This is a genomic window from Bacillus shivajii (genome assembly GCF_020519665.1).
GTDB lineage: Bacteria > Bacillota > Bacilli > Bacillales > Salisediminibacteriaceae > Bacillus_CA > Bacillus_CA shivajii.
In genome coordinates this window covers 383,274-407,430 of the sequence record NZ_CP084703.1, presented here as the reverse complement: position 1 = coordinate 407,430, position 24,157 = coordinate 383,274, and the positions used below count along the sequence as shown (strand labels likewise).

At 38.8% G+C, this 24,157-nt stretch carries 24 protein-coding genes and 1 pseudogene; 9 read left to right on the top strand and 16 right to left on the bottom strand.

Going from position 1 to position 24,157, the window contains the following annotated elements; translation table 11 throughout:
* Positions 1-21: 21 nt before the first annotated feature.
* Positions 22-927 carry a UDP-N-acetylmuramate dehydrogenase gene (gene murB / locus LGQ02_RS02080; protein ID WP_226516602.1) on the bottom strand — a complete coding sequence of 302 codons (906 nt, stop codon included), beginning with the start codon at positions 925-927 and terminating at the stop codon, positions 22-24.
* Between the two features lie 211 nt (positions 928-1,138).
* On the opposite strand from murB, the gene LGQ02_RS02075 reads away from it, so the two are divergent.
* Positions 1,139-1,930, top strand: coding sequence for a YihY/virulence factor BrkB family protein (locus LGQ02_RS02075; RefSeq protein ID WP_226516601.1), 792 nt, complete (start codon positions 1,139-1,141; stop codon positions 1,928-1,930).
* Positions 1,931-2,485: 555 nt separating this feature from the next.
* Here the strand turns inward: LGQ02_RS02075 and LGQ02_RS02070 are convergent.
* Positions 2,486-2,842, bottom strand: a complete 357-nt coding sequence (locus tag LGQ02_RS02070) for an ArsR/SmtB family transcription factor (RefSeq protein WP_226516600.1) — start codon at positions 2,840-2,842, stop codon at positions 2,486-2,488.
* Positions 2,842-3,273: an SRPBCC family protein gene (locus LGQ02_RS02065; RefSeq protein ID WP_226516599.1), complete on the bottom strand. Its 432-nt coding sequence runs from the start codon at positions 3,271-3,273 to the stop codon at positions 2,842-2,844. Before LGQ02_RS02065 ends, LGQ02_RS02070 begins: the two co-directional genes overlap by 1 nt.
* Positions 3,274-3,456: 183 nt before the next feature.
* Here LGQ02_RS02065 and LGQ02_RS02060 point away from each other — a divergent pair, with 183 nt between their 5' ends.
* Positions 3,457-3,588 carry an NUDIX hydrolase gene (locus LGQ02_RS02060; protein WP_264184002.1) on the top strand — a complete coding sequence of 44 codons (132 nt, stop codon included), beginning with the start codon at positions 3,457-3,459 and terminating at the stop codon, positions 3,586-3,588.
* A gap of 188 nt (positions 3,589-3,776) precedes the next feature.
* Entirely contained in the window at positions 3,777-4,256 is a 480-nt protein-coding gene (locus LGQ02_RS02055; RefSeq protein ID WP_226516598.1) for a glutathione peroxidase, read from the top strand.
* A gap of 108 nt (positions 4,257-4,364) precedes the next feature.
* On the opposite strand, the gene LGQ02_RS02050 is transcribed toward LGQ02_RS02055, so the two are convergent.
* Together LGQ02_RS02050 and LGQ02_RS02045 are read right to left on the bottom strand one after the other, a co-directional pair.
* A complete protein-coding gene (locus LGQ02_RS02050; RefSeq protein ID WP_226516597.1) occupies positions 4,365-5,198 on the bottom strand; it encodes a 1,4-dihydroxy-6-naphtoate synthase in 834 nt (277 codons plus the stop codon).
* Entirely contained in the window at positions 5,199-5,852 is a 654-nt protein-coding gene (locus tag LGQ02_RS02045) for a futalosine hydrolase (RefSeq protein ID WP_226516596.1), read from the bottom strand.
* 419 nt (positions 5,853-6,271) lie between these two features.
* Between LGQ02_RS02045 and LGQ02_RS02040 the strand changes: the two genes are divergently transcribed.
* Positions 6,272-6,652: a DnaJ family domain-containing protein gene (locus tag LGQ02_RS02040; RefSeq protein WP_226516595.1), complete on the top strand. Its 381-nt coding sequence runs from the start codon at positions 6,272-6,274 to the stop codon at positions 6,650-6,652.
* Positions 6,653-6,712: 60 nt separating this feature from the next.
* On the opposite strand, the gene LGQ02_RS02035 is transcribed toward LGQ02_RS02040, so the two are convergent.
* The 3 genes and pseudogenes from LGQ02_RS02035 to LGQ02_RS21435 form a co-directional block, all read right to left on the bottom strand.
* Positions 6,713-7,537: an aldo/keto reductase gene (locus LGQ02_RS02035; RefSeq protein ID WP_226516594.1), complete on the bottom strand. Its 825-nt coding sequence runs from the start codon at positions 7,535-7,537 to the stop codon at positions 6,713-6,715.
* Positions 7,538-7,674: 137 nt separating this feature from the next.
* Positions 7,675-8,484, bottom strand: coding sequence for a methyl-accepting chemotaxis protein (locus tag LGQ02_RS21440; RefSeq protein WP_404802400.1), 810 nt, complete (start codon positions 8,482-8,484; stop codon positions 7,675-7,677).
* A pseudogene (locus tag LGQ02_RS21435) lies at positions 8,482-8,859 on the bottom strand (protoglobin domain-containing protein); the annotation flags it as partial. The gene LGQ02_RS21440 and the pseudogene LGQ02_RS21435, both read right to left, overlap by 3 nt.
* Before the next feature lie 365 nt (positions 8,860-9,224).
* Between LGQ02_RS21435 and LGQ02_RS02025 the strand changes: the two are divergent.
* Positions 9,225-10,385, top strand: a complete 1,161-nt coding sequence (locus tag LGQ02_RS02025; protein WP_226516592.1) for a MalY/PatB family protein — start codon at positions 9,225-9,227, stop codon at positions 10,383-10,385.
* A gap of 59 nt (positions 10,386-10,444) precedes the next feature.
* Here LGQ02_RS02025 and LGQ02_RS02020 read toward each other — a convergent pair whose 3' ends face one another.
* The 3 genes from LGQ02_RS02020 to LGQ02_RS02010 form a co-directional block, all read right to left on the bottom strand.
* The gene (locus LGQ02_RS02020; protein ID WP_226516591.1) at positions 10,445-10,636 is read right to left on the bottom strand and encodes a YwbE family protein; all 192 of its coding nucleotides are present in this window, start codon (positions 10,634-10,636) and stop codon (positions 10,445-10,447) included.
* A gap of 174 nt (positions 10,637-10,810) precedes the next feature.
* Entirely contained in the window at positions 10,811-11,269 is a 459-nt protein-coding gene (locus LGQ02_RS02015; RefSeq protein ID WP_226516590.1) for a spore coat protein, read from the bottom strand.
* Positions 11,270-11,444: 175 nt separating this feature from the next.
* Positions 11,445-11,774 carry a hypothetical protein gene (locus LGQ02_RS02010; protein ID WP_226516589.1) on the bottom strand — a complete coding sequence of 110 codons (330 nt, stop codon included), beginning with the start codon at positions 11,772-11,774 and terminating at the stop codon, positions 11,445-11,447.
* Positions 11,775-11,920: 146 nt separating this feature from the next.
* Here LGQ02_RS02010 and LGQ02_RS02005 point away from each other — a divergent pair, with 146 nt between their 5' ends.
* Positions 11,921-12,310, top strand: coding sequence for a kinase-associated lipoprotein KapB (locus LGQ02_RS02005; protein ID WP_226516588.1), 390 nt, complete (start codon positions 11,921-11,923; stop codon positions 12,308-12,310).
* A gap of 389 nt (positions 12,311-12,699) precedes the next feature.
* On the opposite strand, the gene LGQ02_RS02000 is transcribed toward LGQ02_RS02005, so the two are convergent.
* Together LGQ02_RS02000 and LGQ02_RS01995 are read right to left on the bottom strand one after the other, a co-directional pair.
* Positions 12,700-14,103, bottom strand: coding sequence for an IS110 family RNA-guided transposase (locus tag LGQ02_RS02000; RefSeq protein ID WP_226515085.1), 1,404 nt, complete (start codon positions 14,101-14,103; stop codon positions 12,700-12,702).
* Between the two features lie 249 nt (positions 14,104-14,352).
* The gene (locus tag LGQ02_RS01995; RefSeq protein ID WP_226516587.1) at positions 14,353-15,549 is read right to left on the bottom strand and encodes a diguanylate cyclase domain-containing protein; all 1,197 of its coding nucleotides are present in this window, start codon (positions 15,547-15,549) and stop codon (positions 14,353-14,355) included.
* A 340-nt stretch (positions 15,550-15,889) separates the two neighbouring features.
* On the opposite strand from LGQ02_RS01995, the gene LGQ02_RS01990 reads away from it, so the two are divergent.
* Positions 15,890-16,957: an undecaprenyldiphospho-muramoylpentapeptide beta-N-acetylglucosaminyltransferase gene (locus LGQ02_RS01990; RefSeq protein ID WP_226516586.1), complete on the top strand. Its 1,068-nt coding sequence runs from the start codon at positions 15,890-15,892 to the stop codon at positions 16,955-16,957.
* A 558-nt stretch (positions 16,958-17,515) separates the two neighbouring features.
* On the opposite strand, the gene LGQ02_RS01985 is transcribed toward LGQ02_RS01990, so the two are convergent.
* Positions 17,516-18,415, bottom strand: coding sequence for a glycine betaine ABC transporter substrate-binding protein (locus LGQ02_RS01985; RefSeq protein WP_226516585.1), 900 nt, complete (start codon positions 18,413-18,415; stop codon positions 17,516-17,518).
* A gap of 184 nt (positions 18,416-18,599) precedes the next feature.
* On the opposite strand from LGQ02_RS01985, the gene LGQ02_RS01980 reads away from it, so the two are divergent.
* Together LGQ02_RS01980 and LGQ02_RS01975 are read left to right on the top strand one after the other, a co-directional pair.
* Positions 18,600-19,817, top strand: a complete 1,218-nt coding sequence (locus tag LGQ02_RS01980) for a quaternary amine ABC transporter ATP-binding protein (protein WP_226516584.1) — start codon at positions 18,600-18,602, stop codon at positions 19,815-19,817.
* Entirely contained in the window at positions 19,810-20,646 is an 837-nt protein-coding gene (locus LGQ02_RS01975) for an ABC transporter permease (protein ID WP_226516583.1), read from the top strand. Before LGQ02_RS01980 ends, LGQ02_RS01975 begins: the two co-directional genes overlap by 8 nt.
* A 65-nt stretch (positions 20,647-20,711) precedes the next feature.
* Here LGQ02_RS01975 and LGQ02_RS01970 read toward each other — a convergent pair whose 3' ends face one another.
* A complete protein-coding gene (locus LGQ02_RS01970) occupies positions 20,712-21,539 on the bottom strand; it encodes a hypothetical protein (protein WP_226516582.1) in 828 nt (275 codons plus the stop codon).
* A 13-nt stretch (positions 21,540-21,552) separates the two neighbouring features.
* Positions 21,553-23,934, bottom strand: a complete 2,382-nt coding sequence (locus tag LGQ02_RS01965; RefSeq protein WP_404802399.1) for a heavy metal translocating P-type ATPase — start codon at positions 23,932-23,934, stop codon at positions 21,553-21,555.
* Positions 23,935-24,157 lie beyond the last annotated feature (223 nt).

The following is a 24,157-nucleotide window of genomic DNA, read 5'->3' as shown; positions in this document are numbered from 1 at the left end:
TGGAATAAATTAGTTATCGTTTCAATCTTCTCCGACGAGTTTTACTTCAAGTTCAAGTTCGACGCCGAATGTATCTTTTACAGTTTCACGTACCATGTTGATTGTTTTAATGTAGTCTGTTGCTGTTGCGTTGTTTTTGTTCACGATAAAGCCTGCATGTTTCGTAGACACTTCGGCACCACCAAACCCTTTTCCTTGAAGGCCGCTATCTTGAATCAGTTTGCCTGCAAAGTACCCTGGTGGACGTTTGAAGACACTTCCTGCTGATGGATATTCAAGTGGTTGCTTTGATTCTCGTTTATATGTGAGGTCATCCATCGTTTCTTTAATGATAGTTCGATCACCTTCTTCAAGGTTGAAGACCGCTTCTAGCACCATATAGCCTTTTTTTCCGAGAATACTTGTACGGTAATCAAGTTCTAATTCATTTTTCACAAGCTTGAAGCGTTCCCCTTCCTTAGAGACGACCGTAACGTGATCAATCACATCTTTGACTTCTCCGCCATAGGCACCAGCATTCATGACCATCGCACCGCCAATTGAGCCAGGAATTCCACAAGCAAACTCTAGACCTGTTAAATGATGATCTAACCCAAGACGAGAGGCATCTTTAATGTTTGCCCCCCCTTGAGCGATTAACTGAGTGCCGCGAACTTCGAGTCCATTTAGTTTTTTCAAGTTCATGACAACACCACGAATGCCCCCGTCGCGAACAATCATATTCGAACCGTTACCTAGCAGCATAAACGGAAGATTGTTCTCATACGTATACTCAACAACTTTCGCTGTTTGTTCGTGTGTTTCAGGAGTGACAAAGTAATCTGCCTTTCCTCCAATTTTTGTTAACGTATGATTTTTCATCGGTTCATCTTTAAGAACGTTTTTTTCTGTACATATATCAACAAGTTGTTTATAGATTTGATCCATCGTTTTTCCCTCTTTTTCAATGATTTCCTAGTTTAGTATTATGCATTATTCGAGTTTTGACAACCGTTTTGGGCTCCAAATATGCATTTTCCCACATTTCACTATTTTTATCCAAATGTGAAGGTGGCATTTTACTTGTTTTTTACGGCTTCATATGGGAAAAATAAAAGTGAGCAACAGTTCGATCAGAAGTTTTAGATTGGAGGAAAAAATGAAAGCAATCAAGCTATTATATAAAAGGTTTCGCGATCATCGTTTGATCGATTTAGCTGCACAATGCGCGTATTATTTACTGTTATCGTTGTTCCCGTTTCTTATTTTTTCCGTTACATTGTTATCCTACTTACCTTTTACATTTCAGGATTTATATGAATTTATTAAAGTCGATTACATTCCTCCTGATGTGTTAGCAGTTGTTGAAGATCAATGGGATGTTATTACAGGTGAGCATAATACAGGTCTACTCTCTTTAGGGGCTGTTTTCACTTTATGGACGGCTTCTCTCGCATTGAATTCGATTTTGCGTTCATTGAACCTATCCTATCATGTCACAGAAATGCGCAGTATGCTTTTATCCCGCTTCATGTCCATTTTACTTACAATCGGCTTACTGCTTGTTGTAGTTGCTGCCTTTGTTTTTCAAGTAATTGGTGACCGTTTCAGTGAATACTTAGCGTTTTCAATCCCATTACTTGATGGAGCTTTCTTCCGCTGGTTACTTAGCTTTGTGATTTTATTTGTCGTTTTTTCGGTCTTATATTTAATCGGGCCAAATATTCGCCTGCATGTTCGTGAAGTATATATTGGTGCTCTGTTTGCTGCAATTGGTTGGCATATTACATCACTTGGCTTTTCATTTTACCTCGACAATTTTGCAAACTACTCAGCAACGTATGGAACAATCGGTACGGTCATAGCGTTGATGGTTTGGTTTCACGCCTCATCACTACTCATTTTACTTGGGGGAGAAATCAATGCGATGATCAAAGAGGATGATATTTAAAAATAGCAGAAACGCTCGCTATTGAAGGACAAAAAGGCGCATCCTTATTAGGTGCGCAGTTCCTTTTTCGAAGTGAAAAACAATGAAAATCAATAGAACTAGCAATACGTTTAACATGTTGCCTTATTAGTGTGGTTTTTATTAAGATAAGCACTCGAATCCGTTTACAGGCGGACGCTTTCCGCGGGCACGGCCTCAACTTCCCAAAACTCATCAACCTCGTTTTGGGTGATTTTCGGCTCGCGCTGTTCCCGCTGGAGTCGCCGCCTATCACTTCTTCGAGTTATAAATTCACTGCGAATATAGCATGGTTTCATCAATATTTTTTAAAAATATTACTTCAAATAATACCATAATAATTATATATTATTTACTCTTTAAAAGAGGTGCTAATTAATACATTATTTTATATGGAAGCAACCGAAAGAACGCCTATATATCAACAAGTATAAAGGAGAGAATTCAGGCACGCATCACCTCTCAAAAATGAACTGTTATTTAATATTATCTCCCTTTAGTCGGAACTACTTACTCATAAGGTTGGCGCCTTCTGTTTCATTTCTTTTTCTTGCGTTCTGCAAGCTCATTTTCATTTTCGCTCTCTTCAACAAAATGCTTAAGCATCGAAAGCTTATTTTCCCAAAACTGTTCGTAATATGCGACCCAGTCTTTCACTTTTCTAAGTGGCTCTGGCTGTAGTGAAAACCACTTTTCACGTCCAAGCTTTTCAGATTTCACGAGTTCCGCTTCAGAAAGGATCGTCAAATGTTTAACAACCGCTGTTCTCGTTATCGGAAAGTGCTCACTAATTTCGCTTATTGGACGTTCTTTTTCGGCAAGAAGTTGAAGAATCTTCCGACGCGACGGATCGGCGATCGCTTGAAAAACATCGTGTTTAGGTGCCGCAGTCATTACCCTTCAACAGCCTTCTTCAGAGCATCGTAAACGATCGATTCCCAACCATTATTCATGCGGTCATGAACAGTTCCTTGCTTTTCTCCTGTACCAGTAATAACGTCTTCTGCGTTCCCCCAACCACCGTGGGTTAACGTAAATTCCGTTTTACCGTCTACCTCTGTTAATTCAAATGTGACAAACCATCCAGAGCGGTCCCACGTAAAGGATAGCTTATTCGGCTCATCAATTTCAGTTACCTTACAAGGCGATTGGCCAAATGGTGATTCGAGGTAAAACTCATGCCCTTCTTTTGGTTCAAAATTATTCGGCATAAACCATTCTGCAATTCCTTCAGAAGTTGCGACTGCATCCCATACCTTTTGAATTGGTGCATTTAAAACGAGGTGTTTTTGAATTTCAGGTAATTGGTTATTTTGTTCAGACATTGTAACTCTCCTTTTTTATGAAACCTTTTGGTGTTATTTTATAGTTTATATAACCATATGGTGTTATGTCAATCATTGTTTTATACTATTTAATGTTCATGTGCTTTCTCATTGCTTTATTAAATTTAAGAATCAGAAAGCTTAATTACTGCAATGAAAAGAGAGTTCTACGAGGAAACGGGAGTGAATGTTGAAATCATTAAAAATATAGGTGTGACAGACTTTATGCTACCATGGGAGTGGAAAGAGTTTACCGATGTACATCATATTGCTGTTTTTTACCTTGTTCATAAAATAAGTGGACAGTTAACCTGAGCAATTTGCCGGCCAGGACTCGATAGGTGCTACATGGGTCTCTGAGCAAGATGTTTTAAAAGACAATTTCTCACCACTCGTTCTTGAAGCGTTTGAATGGCTGAAAACAGGAGAAATCAGCTTACATATGAAGCGTTATGAAACATGGGAAGTTAACGTTATACAAGTGTTTAAAGGAGTGTCTCAAAATGAACTTACATGACTATAAAGTAACGATGATAGATGGAAAAACGAAGGATTTAGCTGAATACAAAGGAAGTGTCGTTCTTATTGTTAATACAGCAACGAAGTGCGGGTTTGCCAAACAGTTCTCTCAGTTAGAACGGCTGTATGAGCAGTATAAAGATAATGGGCTCGTGATCTTGGGGTTTCCGAGCAATCAATTTTTAAATCAAGAGCCTGGGGATAATGATGAGGTCTTGACCGCTTGCAGAAAAAACTATGGCGTATCCTTTCCCCTCACCGAAAAAGTGGACGTAAAAGGCGCCGACATCCACCCTGTATTTGAATTTTTAACAAAAGCAAAACCAGGCCTTCTAAATGAATCGATCAAATGGAACTTTACGAAGTTTCTTGTAAACCATAATGGAGATGTCGTTGCTCGGTACGCTCCTAAAACAAAGCCCGAAGCAATAGAAAGTAAGATAAAAGAATTACTCGAGTTGTAAACAAGCTATGAAATCCCATGTTGTTCCAGGTACCTCTCACCTGGTGATATACCGTTGCCAGTTGCCGTAAATAAGTCCAGATCATGCTAGATCTGGACTTGATATGTTTTATTTTCGTAATAATTCTAGATCAAACTTCGGAACAAATCCTTCTTCTGCGGCTCGGCCAAGTAGCGATTCAATCGCTTTAAAGCCATCTTCACCAAGGTCTCGCGTAAACCCATTGACGTAAAGGTCAATATGCGATTTTGCTACGTCGACACTCATTTCTTGTGCGTGCTTCATCACGTAATCTTGAGAAGCTTCTGGGTTTTCCCACGCGTAGTCAACCGATTCACGAATCCATTTTGTAATGGAAGACACATCTAATGACCGTTTCGCAATGATTGCTCCTAAAGGTATTGGAAGCCCTGTATCTTCTTCCCACCAGTTACCAAGGTCTGTCATCATATGAAGACCATACTCCCCGTATGTAAAACGGGCTTCATGGATCACTAATCCTGCATCAATTTTCCCATCTCGTACAGCTGGCATAATTTCGTGAAATGGCATGACAATGATTTCACCTACATCGCCTGGTACTTGTTGCGCTGCCCACAGTCTAAACAAAAGATAAGCCGTCGATTTTTCACTTGGGACTGCAACAGTTTTTCCACTTAAAAATGAAGGCTCATCCACTCCTTCTTTTGTTAGAACAAGGGGGCCACATCCGCGCCCAAGCGCCCCACCGCACGGGATAAGGGCGTACTCATCTAACACCCAAGGCAGTGCCGCAAACGAAATTTTCATCACTTCTGGGCCTTCGCCTTTGGCTGACCATTGGTTTGTTTTATCAATGTCTGCATACGTCACATCAAGCGCTGGTGCTCCTTCAATTAATCCATGTGCCCATGCATGAAAAACGAATGTATCATTTGGACACGGTGAATATGCGATGTTCATTTAAAAGACCTCCTTTAACGCTACACTTGCTTTTTCTAATGCTTGTAACGCTTCTTTAATTTTCCACGCTCCGCGGTCTCTCGGTCCAACTGGATTTGAAATGGCTCTGATTTCAACAGTCGGAATGCCTTGCTGTTTTGCTGCTGTTGCAACGCCAAAGCCTTCCATTGCTTCAACAGCTGCTCCAGGTATTCTTTCAGCTAAAACTTGAGTAGTCTCTCTCGTGCCTGTAACCGTTGCTAATGTAAGAATTGGACCTTGATAAGTCGAGAGATCCGCTTTCTTGAGTTTTGTCACGATGGTTGCAACGAGCTGTGAGTCGTTTATCATTCGTGATTCGCCGAATCCCAATTCCTCGATTGGCTTAAATCCATTTGGTGACTCTGCCCCAAGATCTGCAGCAACCTGTTCTGTTGAAACGACAATAGAACCAACTTCAGCAACTTCTGGAAAGCCGCCGCCAATTCCCATATTAATAACGAGATCGTACTTTTGCTTTGTAAGTTGAACCGCTGTCGCAGCCGCCGCATTCATTGGTCCAACTCCAATGACGTGAACATCGAACTTAGAAACGTCCACTAGCCCACGTTCTATCGCTTCTTTTTCAGCGTCTACAGATGTTACAATGAGGATTTTCTCCATGTTCGTATTCATTTCGTTTCTCCTTTTTATGTAAAACTACTTTCAGTTTATCAATTTGGGGAACGTTTAGGAAGTGAGAGGTACAAGCTTAAGAAGTAATAATTATGACTGATTTTTATATCATAGAAAAAGTTGTTTTGCTAGTGAGTTCAGGTTTGTATAGTTGACTTGTTGTCTGACCTCTATTCTTCACTCGTTCTCTCAAAGATTCTCATGAATTGAGTCCTACAAAAATGAGTCTGACTCAACTGACCCGGAGTCAATCGTGGCGGACTCAATAAGTGAATAAAAACGAGCAATAACGAATATTAGACTGCCGAATATGAATAAATATTCACCACACAAAAAAACACCCAAACGTTTAAAAGGAATTCCTCTTCCATATATTGAATAAAAGAAAGAACAACTTCTCTTCCAAAGGGTGTGCGCTTATGAACCATGAGGATTATAAAAGTCGTGATTTAATCGGTGGTATGTACAAAGACCATGAAAAGAAAGGCGGTTTCGATAACCTTCCAGGCAAAGGGAAACCACTGACTCATGAGCAACTAAATTCAGATCCACTAAACAGTGTGTTGAAAAATGCCGGCTTCCTTCCTGAATGGGTGAAACTGCAGCATAAAGTCAGAGATTTAGTTGCTGACTATATATTCAAGCGAGACAAAGGCTTCTTTAACGAAAAGGAAGCGAAAAAATACTTAAAAAATATTAACCAACAAGTGAAAAAGTATAATCGACACTGCCCATATTCTTTGCAAAAGCCACCTATAACGGCCGATTCTATCGATAAAGAAAAAGCTCGTTGGCAATAGAAAAAAATCCAGGTGCCAGGCACCTGGATTTTTTTCTAAGCTGTCTGTTGTTTCGTACGTTTAGCGAACGTTCATTTCACTAGGCTGAGGCCCTTTTCGTTCACCACGATCTAAGCCATTTATTGTCTCCATATCTTCATTTGTTAACTCAAAATCAAACACATCATAGTTTTCTTCAATACGTGATGGTGTGACTGATTTAGGAATGACAATTGTGTTGTTTTGTAAGTGCCAACGAATAATGACTTGGGCTGGAGTCTTCCCATGTTTTTCTGCAAGGGCTTGAATAACTTCATTTTCTAACACTTCTCCACCTTGCATAAGAGGGCTCCATGCTTCCACAAAAATATCATGCTTTTTACAGAAATCTTTCAGTTCATTTTGTGCTAAGTATGGGTGGCACTCTACTTGATTTAAGACAGGCACCACGTCACACTCATCAATAAGACGCTGGAGGTGATCAATATCAAAGTTACAGACGCCAATTGCCTTCACTTTTCCGTCGTGATAAAGCCTTTCTAATGCTTTGTATGTATCAACATATTCGTCAAATTCAGGTGTCGGCCAATGGATAAGATATAAATCGACGTAGTCTAAGCCGAGCTTTTCTAAGCTTTCATCAAATGCTTTTAACGTATTTTCATAGCCTTGATCGGCATTCCACACTTTCGTTGTGATGAACAATTCTTCACGTGGTACATTCGTCTCGCTTAGCGCTTTACCTACGCCACGTTCATTTTTGTAAATCATCGCTGTGTCAATCGAACGGTACCCAACTTCAAGCGCTTTCAAAACTGCCGGAGTCGCTGCTTCATCTTCCACTTGCCAGACGCCAAAACCGAGTTGTGGTATCTTTACGCCATTATTTAATGTCATTTCGTTCATTAAAACCACTCCTATCAGTAAATTAACAATCCCTTTGTAGTATAGCACAGAGATAAAGTGAGGTCTTTTCTCACCATTTATCGCATTGAAAAACCCCTAAAGCTTTTCCAGCTATAGAGGGCTTCGTCCGCTCATTTTTATAATGTTTTTGCTTCTGCATTTAAGTTGTCTGCTGTAACGGCAATTTGATAAACAGCTTCGTTTAATTCTTTAATAACAGCGTTGACACCTTTTAATTCTTCCTCGACATTCGTATTTTGCTCTTTCGCTTTTTCTGTTTCGGAAACAATATGATCAAAGAAGTGATTCGTATTCCCGAGCCCTTCAGCATTTTTTCCAATTAGCTCTTCAATACTAAAGACATCCTTTGATACAGTATCAATCCGGTCTTTCGTCTTTAAAATTAAGTCTGAAACGTTACTAACAGAGTCTTTCGTTTGCTCTGATAGTTTTCTAACTTCATCAGCAACGACCGCAAAACCTTTCCCCGCTTCTCCAGCTCGAGCTGCTTCAATCGCAGCATTTAATGCTAATAAGTTTGTTTGGTCTGCAATTGATTGGACGATGGTAACGATGTCACTAATTTTATCAGACATCCCTTTAAGTGCTTCAATTTCTTCTGTAATCTGCTCCATGTATCGATCGATTTTTTCTACTTCGTCATATTGGCCTTTTAGTTTCGCTTGTCCCTCTTTTGACAAACGTTCAACCTCACCCGACGATTTAGAACCAAGTTGGCTATGGGTTACGACGTCCTCAGCTTTATTCTTTATTTCATCAATCGACGCACTCGTTTCCTCTGATAAAGCAGCTAATTCTTCCGCCGTTCCATTTACTTTTTGTTTTAAAACTTCCTTCGCCTTGGCTTCCTCATTTCGAATACGTTCATTTTCTTTTTCATATGCTTCAAGAACTAGTTGTTGTTCAATATTTAATATTTTTGTCACAGCGATCAACGCTTTAAAACGGTCTTCTGCACTCTTAATTTCTTTTTCTAATATAGTAGCAACGGATTGTAGCAAGTCTTGAAAGGCACACATATACCATTTCGGCTCGAGACCTATTCGAACATGGGTGTGAGCAATAATAATCCGTTGCCTTACAAACTCTTCATCAATTACACCATTAAACATTTCTTGAATATGCCTTGTTAACGTTACTTTCAACCGATCTACCGAACTATGCTCATTAATGATCTCAACTAATTCATCGTTACGAAATAAATTGTTATAAAATTGATCAACAATCTCTTCAATATCTTTTTCTATGTATGGCTTGAGAGATTTCACCACTCCTAAGTCCCTTTCAGTCAGTTGAATCATCTCAAGCTGCTGTTGTAACTCAGCTGATACGTGAATTTCTCCTCTATCCTCCCAGGTTTGCTGGCTTGTTTGTCGCTTTGATTTGGTTAATGATTGTAATAGCAACGTTCATTCCTCCATTATTTTCGGTCGTTAACTTTTGTTTCTTTACTACTATGAAAATAGTAATAATTGCTATATTCATTATAAATGAGCACTATTAAAATGCATAGTTAAATAACTTTGGGAATTCAGAACTTTGCAACCTTATAAATAACTCATTCAAAAGGATTTTGCTCCATGAGAAGCGAAAATATCCATAGAAATGTTCTAAAAAAGTAGAAAAGAACGATTTATCTATAGTTCTAATATGAAAGGAAGATTGGATGTCTTTTAATCAAGTAATCTCTCGCAAAGGAACATCATCATTAAAGTGGGATATGACGAAGGCAGTGTTTGGGACTGACGATATTTTACCGATGTGGGTTGCTGATATGGATTTTTCACCACCTCAAGCTGTTATAGATGCTCTCAACGAGCGTGTGAATCATGGGGTTTTTGGTTATACATATGTTGGTGATTCAGTGTCTGAAGCTATCATCGATTGGCAAAAGCGACGCCACACATGGAATGTCAAAAAAAGTTGGCTTCTATACAGTCCTGGCGTCGTCAAGTCAATCGCAACCATCATCCAAGCATTAACAGTATCTGGAGATAAAGTCTTAGTTCAGTCACCGATTTACGAACCCTTCTTAACGATTCCAAAGGCAAATGATCGAGAACTCGTCAATTGCCCACTCGTTCAAGGAGATTCAAACTATGAAATCGATTTTGAAGCGTTCGAAGCATCACTCAAAAATGGCGTAAAGCTCTTTATCCTTTGTCACCCACACAATCCAGTGGGACGCGTATGGAAAAAAGAGGAGCTTACAACGATTGCCGAGCTTTGTGAAAAATATGATGTGACCGTCGTCTCAGATGAAATACATTCAGACCTTGTCTACAAGCCCCATACACATATTCCATTTGCATCATTATCAGAGGAAATCGCTAAACGTACGATTACATTGATTGCACCTAGTAAAACATTTAACCTTGCTGGCCTCCAAGTATCAGCAATGATTAGCGAAAATGTAGAATACCGGAAAAAAATAAAAGCGATTCATAAAAGCCAAGGACAGTTCACCCTTAATCCTTTGGGAATTTCAGCGATGGAAGCAGCCTATAAAGAAGGTGATGAATGGCTCGAAAACTTGCTCGATTATTTAAAAGGCAATGTCGACCTTGTTAATCGTTTTTTATCTGAACACCTTCCTAAAGTAAAAATGATCGACATTCAAGCCACATACTTAGTTTGGTTAGATTGCCGGGAACTTGGATATACGGATGAGGATCTAAAGAAATTACTAATACACAAAGGGAGGTTAGGCCTTGAGGCAGGACCGAAATTCGGTCAAGGTGGAGAAGGGTTTGTAAGAATGAACATCGCATGCCCTCGTGAAGTGGTCCAAGACGGACTTTTGCGATTGAAAAAAGCATTTGAATAAAGTAATTTGAACAGTAAAGTTGAGCCAGCTCCTTTAACTATAGGAACTGGCTTATTTGTTTAATAAATATGTTTCACACGACCTACTTGTCCATCTTCAAGCCGCACTTTAATGCCATGTGGGTGTTGTGCTGATTTTGTCAGTAAATCTTTAACCACGCCTCTAGTTAGCTTACCTGTACGTTGATCTTTTTTTAAAACAATATCAACTTCAACACCGGTTTGAATGTTTTGTCTATATTGGCCATCCATTACGAGTCCTCCATCTACTATTAAGATATGTTAAGTATACCTTATCTCAGCGTTTTTTTTTCAATCGGTCTTCATATTTGTCCTTTGTTTTTATAGAGGAAGAGGCAACAAAATTTAACACAGCCATTTTAAAAAGACGGGACAACCCCCTTATAGGTGTTGTCCCTCGTTTGATTATAAAATTTCTAACTGCACGATTAGTGCTAGTAGTAGTTGAAGTAGTACTTGAATATTGATAGCGACTTGTGTGTCTGTTCTTGTAACGTCGACCCCTTTTGAGTTTTCGATGACAATCTTTTGGAATGAAAGTTGCTTTGTTTTTGCCGTTTGCAGTAAGTCTTGAGTAATTCGTTCTGCTTGACTACTATCTGCAATTGAAATGTGAATGATTAACGCAATTGCTGCTTGAAGTGCTGCTTGTAATGACACCGCTGCCTTTGTATCAGTTGTTTTGACAGTGATATCACAACAATCCTTAATAAAGATATAGTCCTCCGACTGTTGTAGTGTTTTATTTACTTGATCAGCATTCTGCGTATCATCTGCAGCCATTGGGTGACAAGCATTGGGGTCTAGTGCTGACCAGCGCCCTTTAGATTTACCTTTTCCTGAATAGTATACTTCTTGGTTCATTTTTTCTCCTCCTTTCAATTACAGTCTATTCACTCCACATATTGCCGATTGGACAAGCTCCCTAAGACAAATTCATTAATTTTAGTTCCATTCACGAAAGCCTTTAGACAGATGACTATCTTTTGCCTTGGAAAAATGCTTTGTTTAAAACTACAGCACGAAATGAATCATTTGTTTATCTTTTTCTATTGATGAAATTTTTCAACGTATTGAGATCATTTGGTTGCTCATGAAATGGCTTACTTGTTGGTCTGGATACCGGTTCTTCAGTCGTTTCAACTTGAGGATCTACTTCCTTATCCCTTCCACCATCCACGTCATTTTCTGTCATCGTCTGCTCATGATTCTCCAAAAAATGATCGACACTTTTTTTCAAATCATCGATCATCTCTTGAACTTTTTTTCGATCTTCTCTTGAGATTCTTTGCTTTTTGACTTTCGCATCATGTTTATCAAGCACTTTGCCTACCATCAATTCAATAATTCTTTCTTGTGATTTATCCATTCTTTCACATCCTTTTCATCACTTGTCATCTATTAACAAGCTATGCGTAACCTCTACCCCTGTGCTAAGTGAAATGCGGATTTACTGGTACTGCATGAAATATCGGAAAATGGTATGCTAAGGAAAAAGTAGAAAAGGTGGTTTCAATGGCAGAACAGCTTCAAATTGGTGATATTGTTACAGGAATCTATAAAACTGGAAAATATATTGGAGAAATTATTGGGGAGCACCCACGTATGCCACATTACGTTGTGAAGGTGTTAGCTGTCGAAAAACACCCACAGCAAGGCGACTTACATAGCCCGAAAAATGTTGACGTACCGTTATTTCATAACAGACGGGCCCTTGGCCATAACGAAAAAGCGAATATGCCGAAAGCACAAATTCGGCGATTTGAAGGGGAAGTTCCTGATTACAAAGAATCATTACGCCAAGCACTGCAAGACCAAAAGCAGACGCTTATTGAAGATGGAAGTGACTGGGCAAATAAATCATTAACTAGCCTCGAAACACTAGAAGAGGATTACTTTAATTAATTAATTAGAAAAAGCCTGCCTCATGTACATCCTCGAGGCAGGCTCTTTGTTACACGTTAAGCGTACTATGTCAAATACTTTTTTTAGATTTTTGTTTATACCAAATAAACCCGTCTTAATAATTGGTGATAATTGGTAATAAGAAAGCGACTGACAAAGAACCCTATGAAAGTTAACCACTACTTCTCAAGTCTGAAGTCGTTATCCTCGTGTTCAATACTGTAGGGATGCATTCTGGCATAAGTACAATCTTTTGATTTCATTAACGTACAATTCGCATTTACAGGACGAGGTGGATATTGCTTAACTTCGAGGTCTGAATGCCTCTAGAATTTTGATCCGATCTCACCTCGACCTCAGAAGCAGTGGTAACTTTATTTGTTTTTTAATTATGCAGCTGATAAAGTTTTATGACTTGTGTTAGTTGTACTTATCAGACAGTTGTATGATAGTTTTTTATTGATTTCTTCTAAGATTTCATATGGTGTTACTTTCGAAATAAATGGCCTTTTATCACGAAGCATCGCAAAGGCAATTTTAATAAACTTGTTCCCTAAGGCAATAAAAACTTTACGAGCGTGTTTTCCTTTTTCTTTTAATCTCGCTACAAATGGTTGTAGATCTTTATTGTGCATAGATAGGCAACGACCAAGGTTATAAATGATATAACGAAGGTGAGGATTTCCTTGCTTCGAAATGCGCCCAAAATACCCTTTTCCACCACCTGATTGTTTCATGATAGGATTAGTTCCAGCTTTTTTAATGATTTGTCCAGGGTTCTCGTATTGAGAAATATCACCTATTTCGCTATAAAGTTCTGCAGCGGTGACCACGCCGATACCACGAGTAGACAGAAGGAGCTTGCCCTCCGTTTGAAGAAGGAGTGTTTCAATCTCTTGTCCAAATGAACGGATATTTTTGTTTACCCTTTCTAGATCTTCCAGCTTAGTTTTAAGTACAACTAGTTCTGGTCTAAGCTCTGCAAGCGAGCGAGAAAGGGCCTGGTTTGCCACATACAAGAGCTTTTCAATTGTACTCTTACGCAATTTCAAATTGTGTTCCTTAGAAAGCCTTAGAAGCCCTACTTCTCCTAGCTCAAGGATATAAGAAGGATGTGGAAAATGACTCATGAAGAAGAGGGAAGACTTCCCCCAAAAGTCGCTAAAAACTTTAACTTTTTTCCGTTTGTTTCCTTCTTGGACGGCATAGCCTTGAAATTCACGCCAAATGTGATCCATTAACACCCGGATCTCCATTTGAAGAGAAGAGCGCTTTCTGATTTCTTGTCTCCTCACTCTTGTGAAGGTAAGAAGTTGACGCTGGATACCTTCTGCCAAAGTAAATTCAGTGCCTTTATTATTCTTAATACAGTGGGCAAGGGCTACGAGGTCTATATCATCTGTCTTACACCAATTCAGTGCGCTAGCACGCTCCTCGAAGGTAGTATAAGCATTGAATATTTTAACACCAAATCCTTTATAGCCAAGCTCACGGACAATATCCTCATAGTAATGTCCAGTAGCTTCAACACCAAGGAAAATTCTTTGAGCGTCATTGTTCGTAATCGCATTATTAATCTTTGAACATAAGTAAGATATTCCATCTGTATTGACAGAAAAGAAAAATGGTTTCTCAATAACATCGCCAAAGTAGTTGCATATCAAGGCCTTTTGATGAAGTTTCGCTGCATCAATAGAGACGATGAGTACTTTTTCTAAGTCCACTCCTCTCAATTGATCTCGAAATAAACTTCCTTTTTTGCCTTGAATATGATAACTTTTACTAGTCCCCATATGACTTCAACCTCCATTTTTGTGAGTGGGTGATGAGATTGAGTTCCTTGTCAGGTACTTTAATCTTACTTGAAGTCGCTGGGGATTTTTTATGTTTTTTATTGGTAATTACATTATTTCATACACCAGAATTCATAAAATTTTAGCGGAGTAGAAGCACGACGTAGTGAAAAATTTTTAAGAATTAAGTATAAGTTCAACTAACACCTCTGTCTTCGCCTAAAAGGCTCGCCAATCGGCGAGTTTTCTTTATGATCCAAATATTTTTGTGTTTTGTATATTGTTGACCCATCTTTCAAGAAGGCCGACTTTTTTATACGGTGCGTCACTAAGTTCTTTCGTATATAGTTTATAATTATCTTTGCCATGATTTTTTGCATAGTACATTGCTTGATCTGCGTGTTCAATCAATGTCTCTTTATCTTCACCGTCATCTGGGAACATACTGACGCCGATACTTAATGAAATCTTCGCTTCTTCTCCATTAATGTCATAAGGGTTGCCTACCGTTTTTAATATCCGTTCAGCAATTGCTTGGATTTCTTCCTTACAAGTTTCTTCAAAAACAACGACAAATTCGTCACCGCCAATTCGTGCAATGAGATCTTCGTCCCTAATACTATCATTAAGGCGAGTAGCAACTTCTACAAGTAACTGATCACCGGCATCATGACCTAAGTTATCATTGACGTCTTTAAATCCATCCAAATCAACGAACATGATTGTGAAGTTATGGTTATGTCGCCTTGATCTGGATAAAGCTTTATCAATATGGCGATCTAATGATTTTCGATTTGGAAGATCCGTTAAATCATCATAAAAAGCCATCTGTTTTAGTTCTAGCTCTAATTTTTTACGATCTGTCACATCGATTAATTCTCCATGCACTTTTAATAATTCATGATTAGAGCCAAGAATTGGTGTTGAAATCTTCACAACCCAATTAACGTCACCTTCTGATGTCACTACTCGAAATTCAGATTGAATCGACTCACCTGAAAGTAATCGTTTCTCCTCTTTTTCGATACGTTTTACATCTTCAGGATGAATCATCTCTTTCCATATATGCGGACTCACCATGAGCTGTTCATTCGTTAATCCATAAATTTTTTGGACTTGTTTCGAGAAGTAAATTTGATTTCTTCTCAAATCATATGAAAAAACAGCCCCTTCAAGAGAATTGAAGATTACCTCATACTCGGTATTACTATTAGTTAATGAATCATTTTTTTCCTTTATCTCGTCTATTTCTTTTCCAAAATGGTGATTTTGAGCTAAAAGTTGATCATACTTATGCCCAAGCCACCAAACAACCGACGTTACTAACAAAAGTAAAATAAATCGAAAGGTATATTCCTGACCTATTATTAAATAATGATGAATAGCCTGAGCAATAATAAACAACATAACGACACTAGCAACAATTCGACCTTTAAATGTCATCATTTTTCCCCTATTCTTTTCAATTCGTGTATTGTAGTATGAGTTGCTAAGTACTTTCTAATTGAAGCGATGAAAAATACCCACCACCTATTAATACCCAACACAATACACGTCTGTAACATCTTTTAGTTTACTTGAAAAGTAGAAGAATTGCACTTTAAATTTGACAAAAATCGACTTTATTTGTGATTTTTTTCGACAATAGTTTCACTTATTAGTTCCTGTTTCTTCTTACTCTTGACAGGACTTCCCTTGTCAAGCGATGATATATTGAAAGCAAATTAATGATAGCCGCATACGGGCGGCTTTATAAAATAAAAGATGACATGATTCAGGAGGATTTATGACTAAGAAAACGATTGTATTTACAGGTGGCGGTACCGCAGGACATGTAACACCGAACATTGCGATTATTAATGAAATGGATAAACGAGAGTGGGACATCCAATACATCGGATCGAAAAAAGGCATCGAAAAAGAACTGATCGAGAATATCGATATTCCTTATCATAGTATTTCTAGTGGGAAACTAAGACGTTACATAGATTTCGAAAATGTAAAAGATGTTTTCCGAGTCTTGAAAGGCTGTATCGACGCTCGCAGAACGTTAAAGAAGCTTCGTCCAAACGTGATTTTTTCTAAAGGTGGATTCGTCTCTGTACCTGTCATTGTAGCTGCAAAGTCTTTAAAAATACCAACGTTCATTCACGAAAGCGACATGACGCCAGGGCTTGCGAACAAAATTTCACAACGCTTTGCAACGAAGGTGTTTACTTCGTTTGAGGAAACAGCAAATTTCTTCCCAGCTAGTAAAGTACAAGTGATCGGATCACCGATTAGAAAAGGGATTTTCGCTGGTTCAGCAGACAAAGGAAGAGAATTTCTCGGGTTTGATCGAAAGCTTCCAATCTTAACGATTATGGGTGGAAGTTTAGGCTCGAAAAAAATCAATGAAGTAGTAAGGGGTACATTAGATGAGCTCACAAAAAAGTATCAAGTTATTCATCTATGCGGAAAGAATAACTTAGATCCTGATTTAGAAGGTAAAAAAGGGTATAAGCAATTTGAATATGTAAACGATGAACTCCCTGACATTTTAGCTGCAACTGATTTCGTCCTCACACGTGGAGGGTCAAATGCGATCTTTGAATTTTTAGCGCTAAAGATTCCGATGCTAATCATTCCTCTAAGTAAGCGACAAAGCCGTGGCGACCAAATATTAAACGCCAATTCGTTCGCAGAAAAGGGCTATGCAGTGAAGTTAGAGGAAGAAGACCTAAACAACGAATCATTGCTCGATCAGTTAAATGAGATTGGAAAAAATCGTGGTCAATTTGTTCAATCAATGGATGAGTCGAGGCAAAGTGAAGCGCTTGATATCATCATTGAAGAAATCGAGAAACAGTCGTAAAAAAAACTTGCCCACAATAGAGAATAAAAGTTGCCTGAATAAGCTTATACGCTTGTTCAGGCTTTTTATGTTGCTCTCAAGTGATTAGTAAACTGAAGGGGCTGTACCTGGTACACTTCTACCTAGTATCACTTCACACTTCTCGATATCACCTACCGAATCAATTCACTTTAGTTTTAACTAAAACAGCCTTATTCATGTAGGTTTATGGAAAATCCGCCGATGAAATCGACAAATTCGTTCATTCCTCATTTCACAAACTACCGATACAAACCGTGTTAATATGCGATATAAGATAGTTAAATAAACGTTTGTTTAACTATTTTTCAACAAATTTAGAGCGAAGTTATAAGAAAGTTGTCAAAACGGAAGAATGCACCCCATTCAACATTCAGCGTCAAAATCTTCATACTCTCTTTCCCAACTAACGTCATCATTCTTAGTTTTTGCGCCGAGGATCAAACACTACTTATTTTCATCGACTATACCTCAAGACCCTAAAAAGAGACTTGCCATCATCGATGGTTCAAGCCTCTTTTTTCGCATTACATATTGTTTTTAATTTACCCATTGATCGACTAATTCTCTATTCTCCTCAATCCATTGTCTTGCCCCTTCTTCAGGGTCATCAAGTTCATTAATAATTGACATGAGCGATCCTAAAGAGTCATCATCCATAAACCAATTATCCATCCATTCAACAATCTCTGGGTGTTCCTCGCTAAACCCAAGCCTTGTCATATAGTAAATGTCATCTGGATCACCGTATACGTTTCGGCCATCCTCCAAGTACTTCAAATCATAATCAGCAAATGCCCAATGAGGACTCCAAAGTGTAACAACAATCGGTTCTTCACGCCTGTAAGCATTTTGCAATTCCGTCATCATTGCAGGTTCTGATGATTCTACTAAATCCAAATCAAGATTATATTCTTCAAGCACATCATTTGTTAATCTCATTAAACTAGATCCTGGGTCAATCCCAACAATTCGATCTACATCTAATTCTTCATGTCTTTCACTTAATTCCTCAATGCTGTCAACATCCATATATTCTGGTACAGCAAGTCCAAGCACTGTTCCTTCATACCAGATATCATGCATTTCAATATCCTCTTCATATTCATCGAATAAAGGCTCGTCAGTAATGGGTAACCAAACTTCAGGCGCTATATCTAAATCACCACGCGCAATCCCGGCCCAAACTGGTTGTTTTTCGATCGCGGTAAGACTAACGTTGTAGCCCTTTTCCTCCAACAACAACTTCCACATATTTGACACCGCAATATTTTCTGCCCAGTTATTTAAACCGATATCGATATCACCACGTTGCTCTACATCTCCATCACCAGTCCCTGGGCCTCCTTCATCTGCTGGTGGAGTACACCCTATTACTGTTCCAATGATCATTAATAAACAAACAATATACACACACCGAAACGATTGGATACTTTTCATTTTCTGAATCTCCCTTCATCAACAATTTTCAAGTTGTCATTATAACCAAAGTATTTGCATCAATTGGATAACTATACACAGACACCTAAAGCCTATTATTCAGCCAATGAAAAATTATTTTCATAATAAATACTCGTTCGTAGATACTAAAAAACATGAAAACTCTAATTTCAGGGGTGGAGATATGACACAAGCAAAAGTAAGAGTTGAAAATGTTACAAAGATATTTGGAAAGTCCCCCAAAAAAGCTGTTGAGCTCCTAAATGCAGGGAAATCAAAAAAGGACATTTTAGAGAGCACTGGGAATACTGTTGGTGTAAACAAAGCGAACTTCGAAGTTTATTCTGGAGAGATTTTCGTGATCATGGGGCTATCCGGAAGTGGTAAATCGACGCTTGTCCGATTACTTAATCGGTTAATAGAGCCGACTATTGGACATGTTTACATCGATGAATCTGACATTGTCAAATTGAATAAAGAAGAATTAAGAGAAGTCAGGCGTAAAAAGATGTCAATGGTTTTTCAACGCTTTGCCTTATTTCCTCATCGTACTGTTTTATCTAATGTTGAGTACGGTCTACATATACAAGGCGTGCCTAAAGAAGATCGGGAGAAAAAGGCAACAACCTCTCTTGAACTAGTCGGCTTAAAAGGATATGAAAATAGTTATCCCGATGAGTTAAGTGGCGGAATGCAGCAAAGGGTTGGTCTTGCCAGAGCCTTAGCTAATGATCCTGATGTATTACTTATGGACGAAGCTTTCAGTGCGTTAGACCCACTCATTCGAAAAGATATGCAAAATGAACTTTTAGAGCTTCAAGAAAAAATGGAAAAAACAATTATCTTCATTACTCACGATTTAGACGAGGCATTAAGAATTGGCGATCGTATCGCATTAATGAAAGACGGTAGCATTGTCCAAATCGGCTCTCCAGAAGAAATTATGATGAACCCAGCCAACGACTACGTCGAACGTTTTGTTGAAGATGTCAACTTATCAAAAGTATTGACTGCTGAAAATGTTATGAAACGAGCCGAATCACTAAAAGTCGATCGAGGACCTCGTGTAGCATTACAGTTAATGAAAGAAGCTGGACATTCTAGCTTGTATATCGTTGATAATAAACGGAAATTGTTAGGAGCTGTTACAGCAGATGCTGCTTCTTCGGCAATAAAAAATGAACAAAAAATAGAAGATATCCTTATCAAAGACTTACCTACCGTATCACCAGATACGGTACTTGAAGACTTATTTGAAAAAATGACCTCCTCGTCACTTCCGCTACCTGTCGTCGATGAGGAAAACCGATTAAAAGGAATCATTATTCGAGGAAGTATTATTGGAGCATTAGCTGGAGATGATGACTATTTAAATCAAGGTGAGGTGAAAACAGATGAATAACTTCCCTGCAATTCCACTTGGATCATGGGTTGATTCATTGGTTGATTTTTTAACCTATAATTTCTATGGTTTCTTTGAAGGAATCGCAATCGTTGTAGGAGCCGTTGTCGATTTACTTGTATCCATATTATATATGATTCCACCATTTGTATTTATTGCCGTACTCGTTGCACTTGCCTGGTGGACAAGTCGCTGGACCATCGCTTTATTTACCGCCATTGGTCTATTGCTTATCTACAACTTAGGATATTGGATGCCAATGCTTGATACATTAGCACTAGTATTATCTGCGGTTGTTATTTCAATTATTATCGGTGTGCCAATCGGCATATGGGCTTCACAAAGCGAAGGTGTACAAAATGTCGTCACTCCAATTTTAGATTTCATGCAGACAATGCCTGCGTTTGTATATTTAATCCCTTCAATTTTATTTTTTGGAATTGGTGTAGTACCTGGTATTATTGCTTCTGTCATTTTTGCGATGCCACCCACCATCCGGCTTACAAATCTAGGCATCCGGCAAGTACCAGCAGATCTCGTTGAAGCAGCCAATGCATTCGGTTCAACAACAAGGCAAAAGCTTTTTATGGTACAACTTCCTTTAGCCACAAAAACAATAATGGCAGGAATCAACCAGAGCATCATGCTTGCGTTATCAATGGTTGTTATCGCTTCACTTGTTGGTGCCCCAGGTCTTGGTGCCGATGTTTATCGAGCGGTTACACAAATTCGAGTGGGTCTAGGGTTTGAAGCTGGTTTAGCCATTGTTATTTTAGCGATTATTTTAGACCGCATTTCACAAAACTTTGGGAACTTGAAACGAAGTTAGATCTTTTAGAACACAGAAAAAGAGTACTTCCATTTATGAACCTCGGAAGTACTCTTTTTTAACGATTATTCCACTTCAACAACAAAAGGAAAAACAAGAACATCTTCATCTTCAAACTTAAACTCTGCCCACACTTTATACGCCCCTTGTTCTGGGAAGTATGCATCAAAGTCTGTCGATTCTTTAGAGGTAGGGTGAACGTGAATAAATTGTTCAATGTTCTCATCGATAATGACGACATGGCCTAATGCACCTAAATACGACATCGGCGTTTCACCTTTTAAATCGAATGACAAAGTGACATGTTCACCAGATACCAACTCAGAGAAGGATAGCTCTACTTCTTTACCATTTTCAACTTGTAAGAGCTCTTCATCCGCGGACAATCCTACATTTCGTTCCGTAGCCTCTCCAGCATGAATACGAATCGGCTCAATGACATACTTTTCACCTTCAGGTTTCATATCAACAAATACATAGTACTGACCATCATTTAAGGAAGCCTCTGTTTCAAACAGACCATCATCAATTTTTTCAGGGTGGAAATGATGGAATTCTTCTAAATCGTCTCGAACAACGATGAGGTGCATTAGCCTTTCATGTGTTTCAAGAAGGGTTGGTCCATGGCCATATTCGTCTTGAACCTTGACCTGAATTAACCCACCTTCAAATGTTACACCTACCTCGACAGTCTGTTCACCGCTTGGTTCTCCATGACCGTCATGCACTCCATCATCATGAACATTTTCTGTCACTTCTTCATGATCTGCTCCATGATCTTCATGCATCTCTCCACTCGTTAATGGGTTTTCTCCAGTAATAAAACTATACCCTGCAATAACAGCTGTCAGATAGACAATTCCTGATATAACCCAAACTTTTACACCACTCATGTTTCACCCCTCCTTACTTTACAAGTTTCACTTTTTGTAAGCGTAATGCGTTTAATACGACCGAAACTGAACTAAAGGCCATTGCAGCTCCAGCTACCCAAGGTGCAAGTAGACCAATTGCTGCAATCGGAATCGCTGAGGTGTTATAAACGAATGCGAAAAACAAGTTTTGTTTAATATTACGCATCGTCTTTCTACTCATACTAATTGCATCTGCAACACTATTTAAATCACCGCGCATTAGAGTGATATCCGCTGCTTCAATGGCAACATCTGTCCCTGTTCCAATTGCCATACCGATGTCTGCAACTGCTAAGGCTGGTGCGTCGTTAATACCGTCACCGACCATCGCAACTTTCTTTCCTTGTTTTTGCAGTTTTGCGATTTCATCACTTTTTTGTTCTGGTAAAACTTCAGCAATAACTTCTGAGAGCCCAACTTCTTTGGCAATTGCCTCCGCTGTTCGCTGGTTGTCACCAGTAAGCATAATCACTTCGAGACCAAGGCCTTTCATACGTTGAATTGCCGTTTTTGATGTTTCTTTCACTGTATCTGCAACAGCTACCACTCCTGCGAATATTCCGTCTACAGAAATTAACATCGCAGTTTTTCCTTGGCTCTCTAAGGTTTCCATTCCTTTTTCTGCATCAGATAAACGAATGTCATACTTCTTCATCAACTTCCGTGTACCAACAAGCACTTCACGTCCTTCTACTGTGGCACGAATACCATGTCCTGGAATCGCCTCAAAGTCACTTGGGTCTGTTAATTCAATTCCCTTATCCTTCACACCATTTACAATCGCTTGAGCTAGCGGGTGTTCTGAGTTCTTTTCGGCTGATCCGACGAGATGAAGGACTTGCTCTTCAGTAAAATTGCCTGAAACAGAAACATCCGTTAATTCTGGTTCACCTTTCGTTACTGTACCTGTTTTGTCTAAAACAACCGTTTGAATCGCTTGCGTATTTTCTAAATGCTCGCCACCTTTAAAGAGGACACCAATTTCCGCTGAACGTCCAGACCCTGCCATAATGGATGTTGGCGTAGCAAGACCTAAAGCACATGGACAAGCGATAACTAAAATTGAAATCATCGGAATTAACGCGGAACGAAGATCTCCTGGTGTAATAATAAAGTACCATGTAAGGAAGGTAAGTATAGCAAATGCTACAACTACAGGTACGAAAATACCTGATACTTTATCAACCATTCGTTGAATGTCAGCTTTTGACCCTTGTGCTTCTTCAACGATTTTTACAATTTGTGAAAGTGCCGTATCTTTTCCTACTTTTGTTGCTTTCACTTTTAATAAACCGTTTTTGTTAATCGTCGCTCCGATTACTTCATCCCCTTGCGACTTATCAATTGGAATGCTTTCACCTGTAATCATGGACTCATCAACAGCCGATCTTCCTTCAATTACTTCACCGTCTACGGGGACTTTCTCACCTGGTTTCACGACGACTGTATCTTCTGTTAGTACTTCTTCAATTGGTAACTCAACCTCTTCTCCATTTCGAATAACGGTTGCTGTTTTTGCCTGAAGACCTAACAGCTTTTGAATCGCTTTGCCCGTTCTACTTTTCGCACGAACTTCAAAAAGTTTTCCTAACACAATCAATGTAATAATAATCGCAGCTGCTTCAAAGTATAATTCCGGCATTCCGACAGAACCAGCACTCATCCACGTCCAGCCGAGATATATACTGTAAAAATAAGCTGCACTTGTTCCTAAAGCAACGAGGACATCCATATTGGCACTCTTATTTTTTAACGCCTTATATGCCCCTGTATAGAACTGAGCACCAACAATAAATTGAACCGGAGTTGCTAACGCTAGCTGGACCCACGGGTTCATAAACATGTCAGGCATATAAATAAACATCGTAAATTCAAAATGTGCAACCATTGTCCATAATAGCGGCAATGTTAAGATCGCCGATAAAAGAAACTTCCCGGTCTGTTTTTCAATTTCCTTTTCCTTATAGTCTACTTTACTTCGTTCATCTTCTTTAGGGAGTAGCTGAAAACCTAGTTTTTTAACTGACTCCATCATATCTTTTGCTTTTACTTCACCGTCATCATACACAACCGTTGCCGTTTCAAGAGCAAAGTTTACATTTGCAGAAGATACGCCCTCCATTTTGTTCAAACGTTTCTCAATTCGATTTGCACAAGCTGCGCAAGTCATACCTGAAACATTAAATTCTTTTTTTTCATTCACAACTTGAAAGCCTAGCTTTTCAATTCTTTTCTCAAAATCCTCAATGTTCGTTTGCTCTGGATCATATACAACTTTTGAGCGCTCTAAAGCAAAGTTTACATTCGCTTCATCTACGCCATCAATCTTTGAAAGACCTTTTTCAATTCGATTTGCACAAGCTGCACAAGTCATGCCAGATATTTTTAGTGTTGCTTCTTTATTTGCCAATGGTTTTCCCCTCCTATACAACATGGGGGTATAGTTCTGTTTTAAGAGTTAGTGATGATGATTTTATTTCTTAAATTCCTTTGCTATCCCCATTCGTCTAAAACTTTGGTGTCATCCCCATCAGTAAGTGCTATGTTTCTACACCTCTAAACCATATTATACATTACGGTAGTAGGGTATATTAAGT

Coding starts and splice junctions, on each gene's coding strand:
- LGQ02_RS02000 (WP_226515085.1), bottom strand. CDS start 14,103: ATGGGGACTAGTAAAAGTTATCATATTCAAGGCAAAAAAGGAAGTTTA.
- LGQ02_RS02015 (WP_226516590.1), bottom strand. CDS start 11,269: ATGAACCAAGAAGTATACTATTCAGGAAAAGGTAAATCTAAAGGGCGC.
- LGQ02_RS02010 (WP_226516589.1), bottom strand. CDS start 11,774: ATGGATAAATCACAAGAAAGAATTATTGAATTGATGGTAGGCAAAGTG.
- LGQ02_RS01980 (WP_226516584.1), top strand. CDS start 18,600: ATGACACAAGCAAAAGTAAGAGTTGAAAATGTTACAAAGATATTTGGA.
- LGQ02_RS02065 (WP_226516599.1), bottom strand. CDS start 3,273: ATGTCTGAACAAAATAACCAATTACCTGAAATTCAAAAACACCTCGTT.
- LGQ02_RS02050 (WP_226516597.1), bottom strand. CDS start 5,198: ATGAACATCGCATATTCACCGTGTCCAAATGATACATTCGTTTTTCAT.
- LGQ02_RS02025 (WP_226516592.1), top strand. CDS start 9,225: ATGTCTTTTAATCAAGTAATCTCTCGCAAAGGAACATCATCATTAAAG.
- LGQ02_RS02075 (WP_226516601.1), top strand. CDS start 1,139: ATGAAAGCAATCAAGCTATTATATAAAAGGTTTCGCGATCATCGTTTG.
- LGQ02_RS02070 (WP_226516600.1), bottom strand. CDS start 2,842: ATGACTGCGGCACCTAAACACGATGTTTTTCAAGCGATCGCCGATCCG.
- LGQ02_RS02045 (WP_226516596.1), bottom strand. CDS start 5,852: ATGAATACGAACATGGAGAAAATCCTCATTGTAACATCTGTAGACGCT.
- LGQ02_RS02035 (WP_226516594.1), bottom strand. CDS start 7,537: ATGAACGAAATGACATTAAATAATGGCGTAAAGATACCACAACTCGGT.
- LGQ02_RS02040 (WP_226516595.1), top strand. CDS start 6,272: ATGAACCATGAGGATTATAAAAGTCGTGATTTAATCGGTGGTATGTAC.
- LGQ02_RS01975 (WP_226516583.1), top strand. CDS start 19,810: ATGAATAACTTCCCTGCAATTCCACTTGGATCATGGGTTGATTCATTG.
- LGQ02_RS02055 (WP_226516598.1), top strand. CDS start 3,777: ATGAACTTACATGACTATAAAGTAACGATGATAGATGGAAAAACGAAG.
- LGQ02_RS01965 (WP_404802399.1), bottom strand. CDS start 23,934: ATGACTTGTGCAGCTTGTGCAAATCGAATTGAAAAAGGTCTTTCAAAG.
- LGQ02_RS02020 (WP_226516591.1), bottom strand. CDS start 10,636: ATGGATGGCCAATATAGACAAAACATTCAAACCGGTGTTGAAGTTGAT.
- murB (WP_226516602.1), bottom strand. CDS start 927: ATGGATCAAATCTATAAACAACTTGTTGATATATGTACAGAAAAAAAC.
- LGQ02_RS01985 (WP_226516585.1), bottom strand. CDS start 18,415: ATGAAAAGTATCCAATCGTTTCGGTGTGTGTATATTGTTTGTTTATTA.
- LGQ02_RS01970 (WP_226516582.1), bottom strand. CDS start 21,539: ATGAGTGGTGTAAAAGTTTGGGTTATATCAGGAATTGTCTATCTGACA.
- LGQ02_RS02005 (WP_226516588.1), top strand. CDS start 11,921: ATGGCAGAACAGCTTCAAATTGGTGATATTGTTACAGGAATCTATAAA.
- LGQ02_RS01990 (WP_226516586.1), top strand. CDS start 15,890: ATGACTAAGAAAACGATTGTATTTACAGGTGGCGGTACCGCAGGACAT.
- LGQ02_RS01995 (WP_226516587.1), bottom strand. CDS start 15,549: ATGATGACATTTAAAGGTCGAATTGTTGCTAGTGTCGTTATGTTGTTT.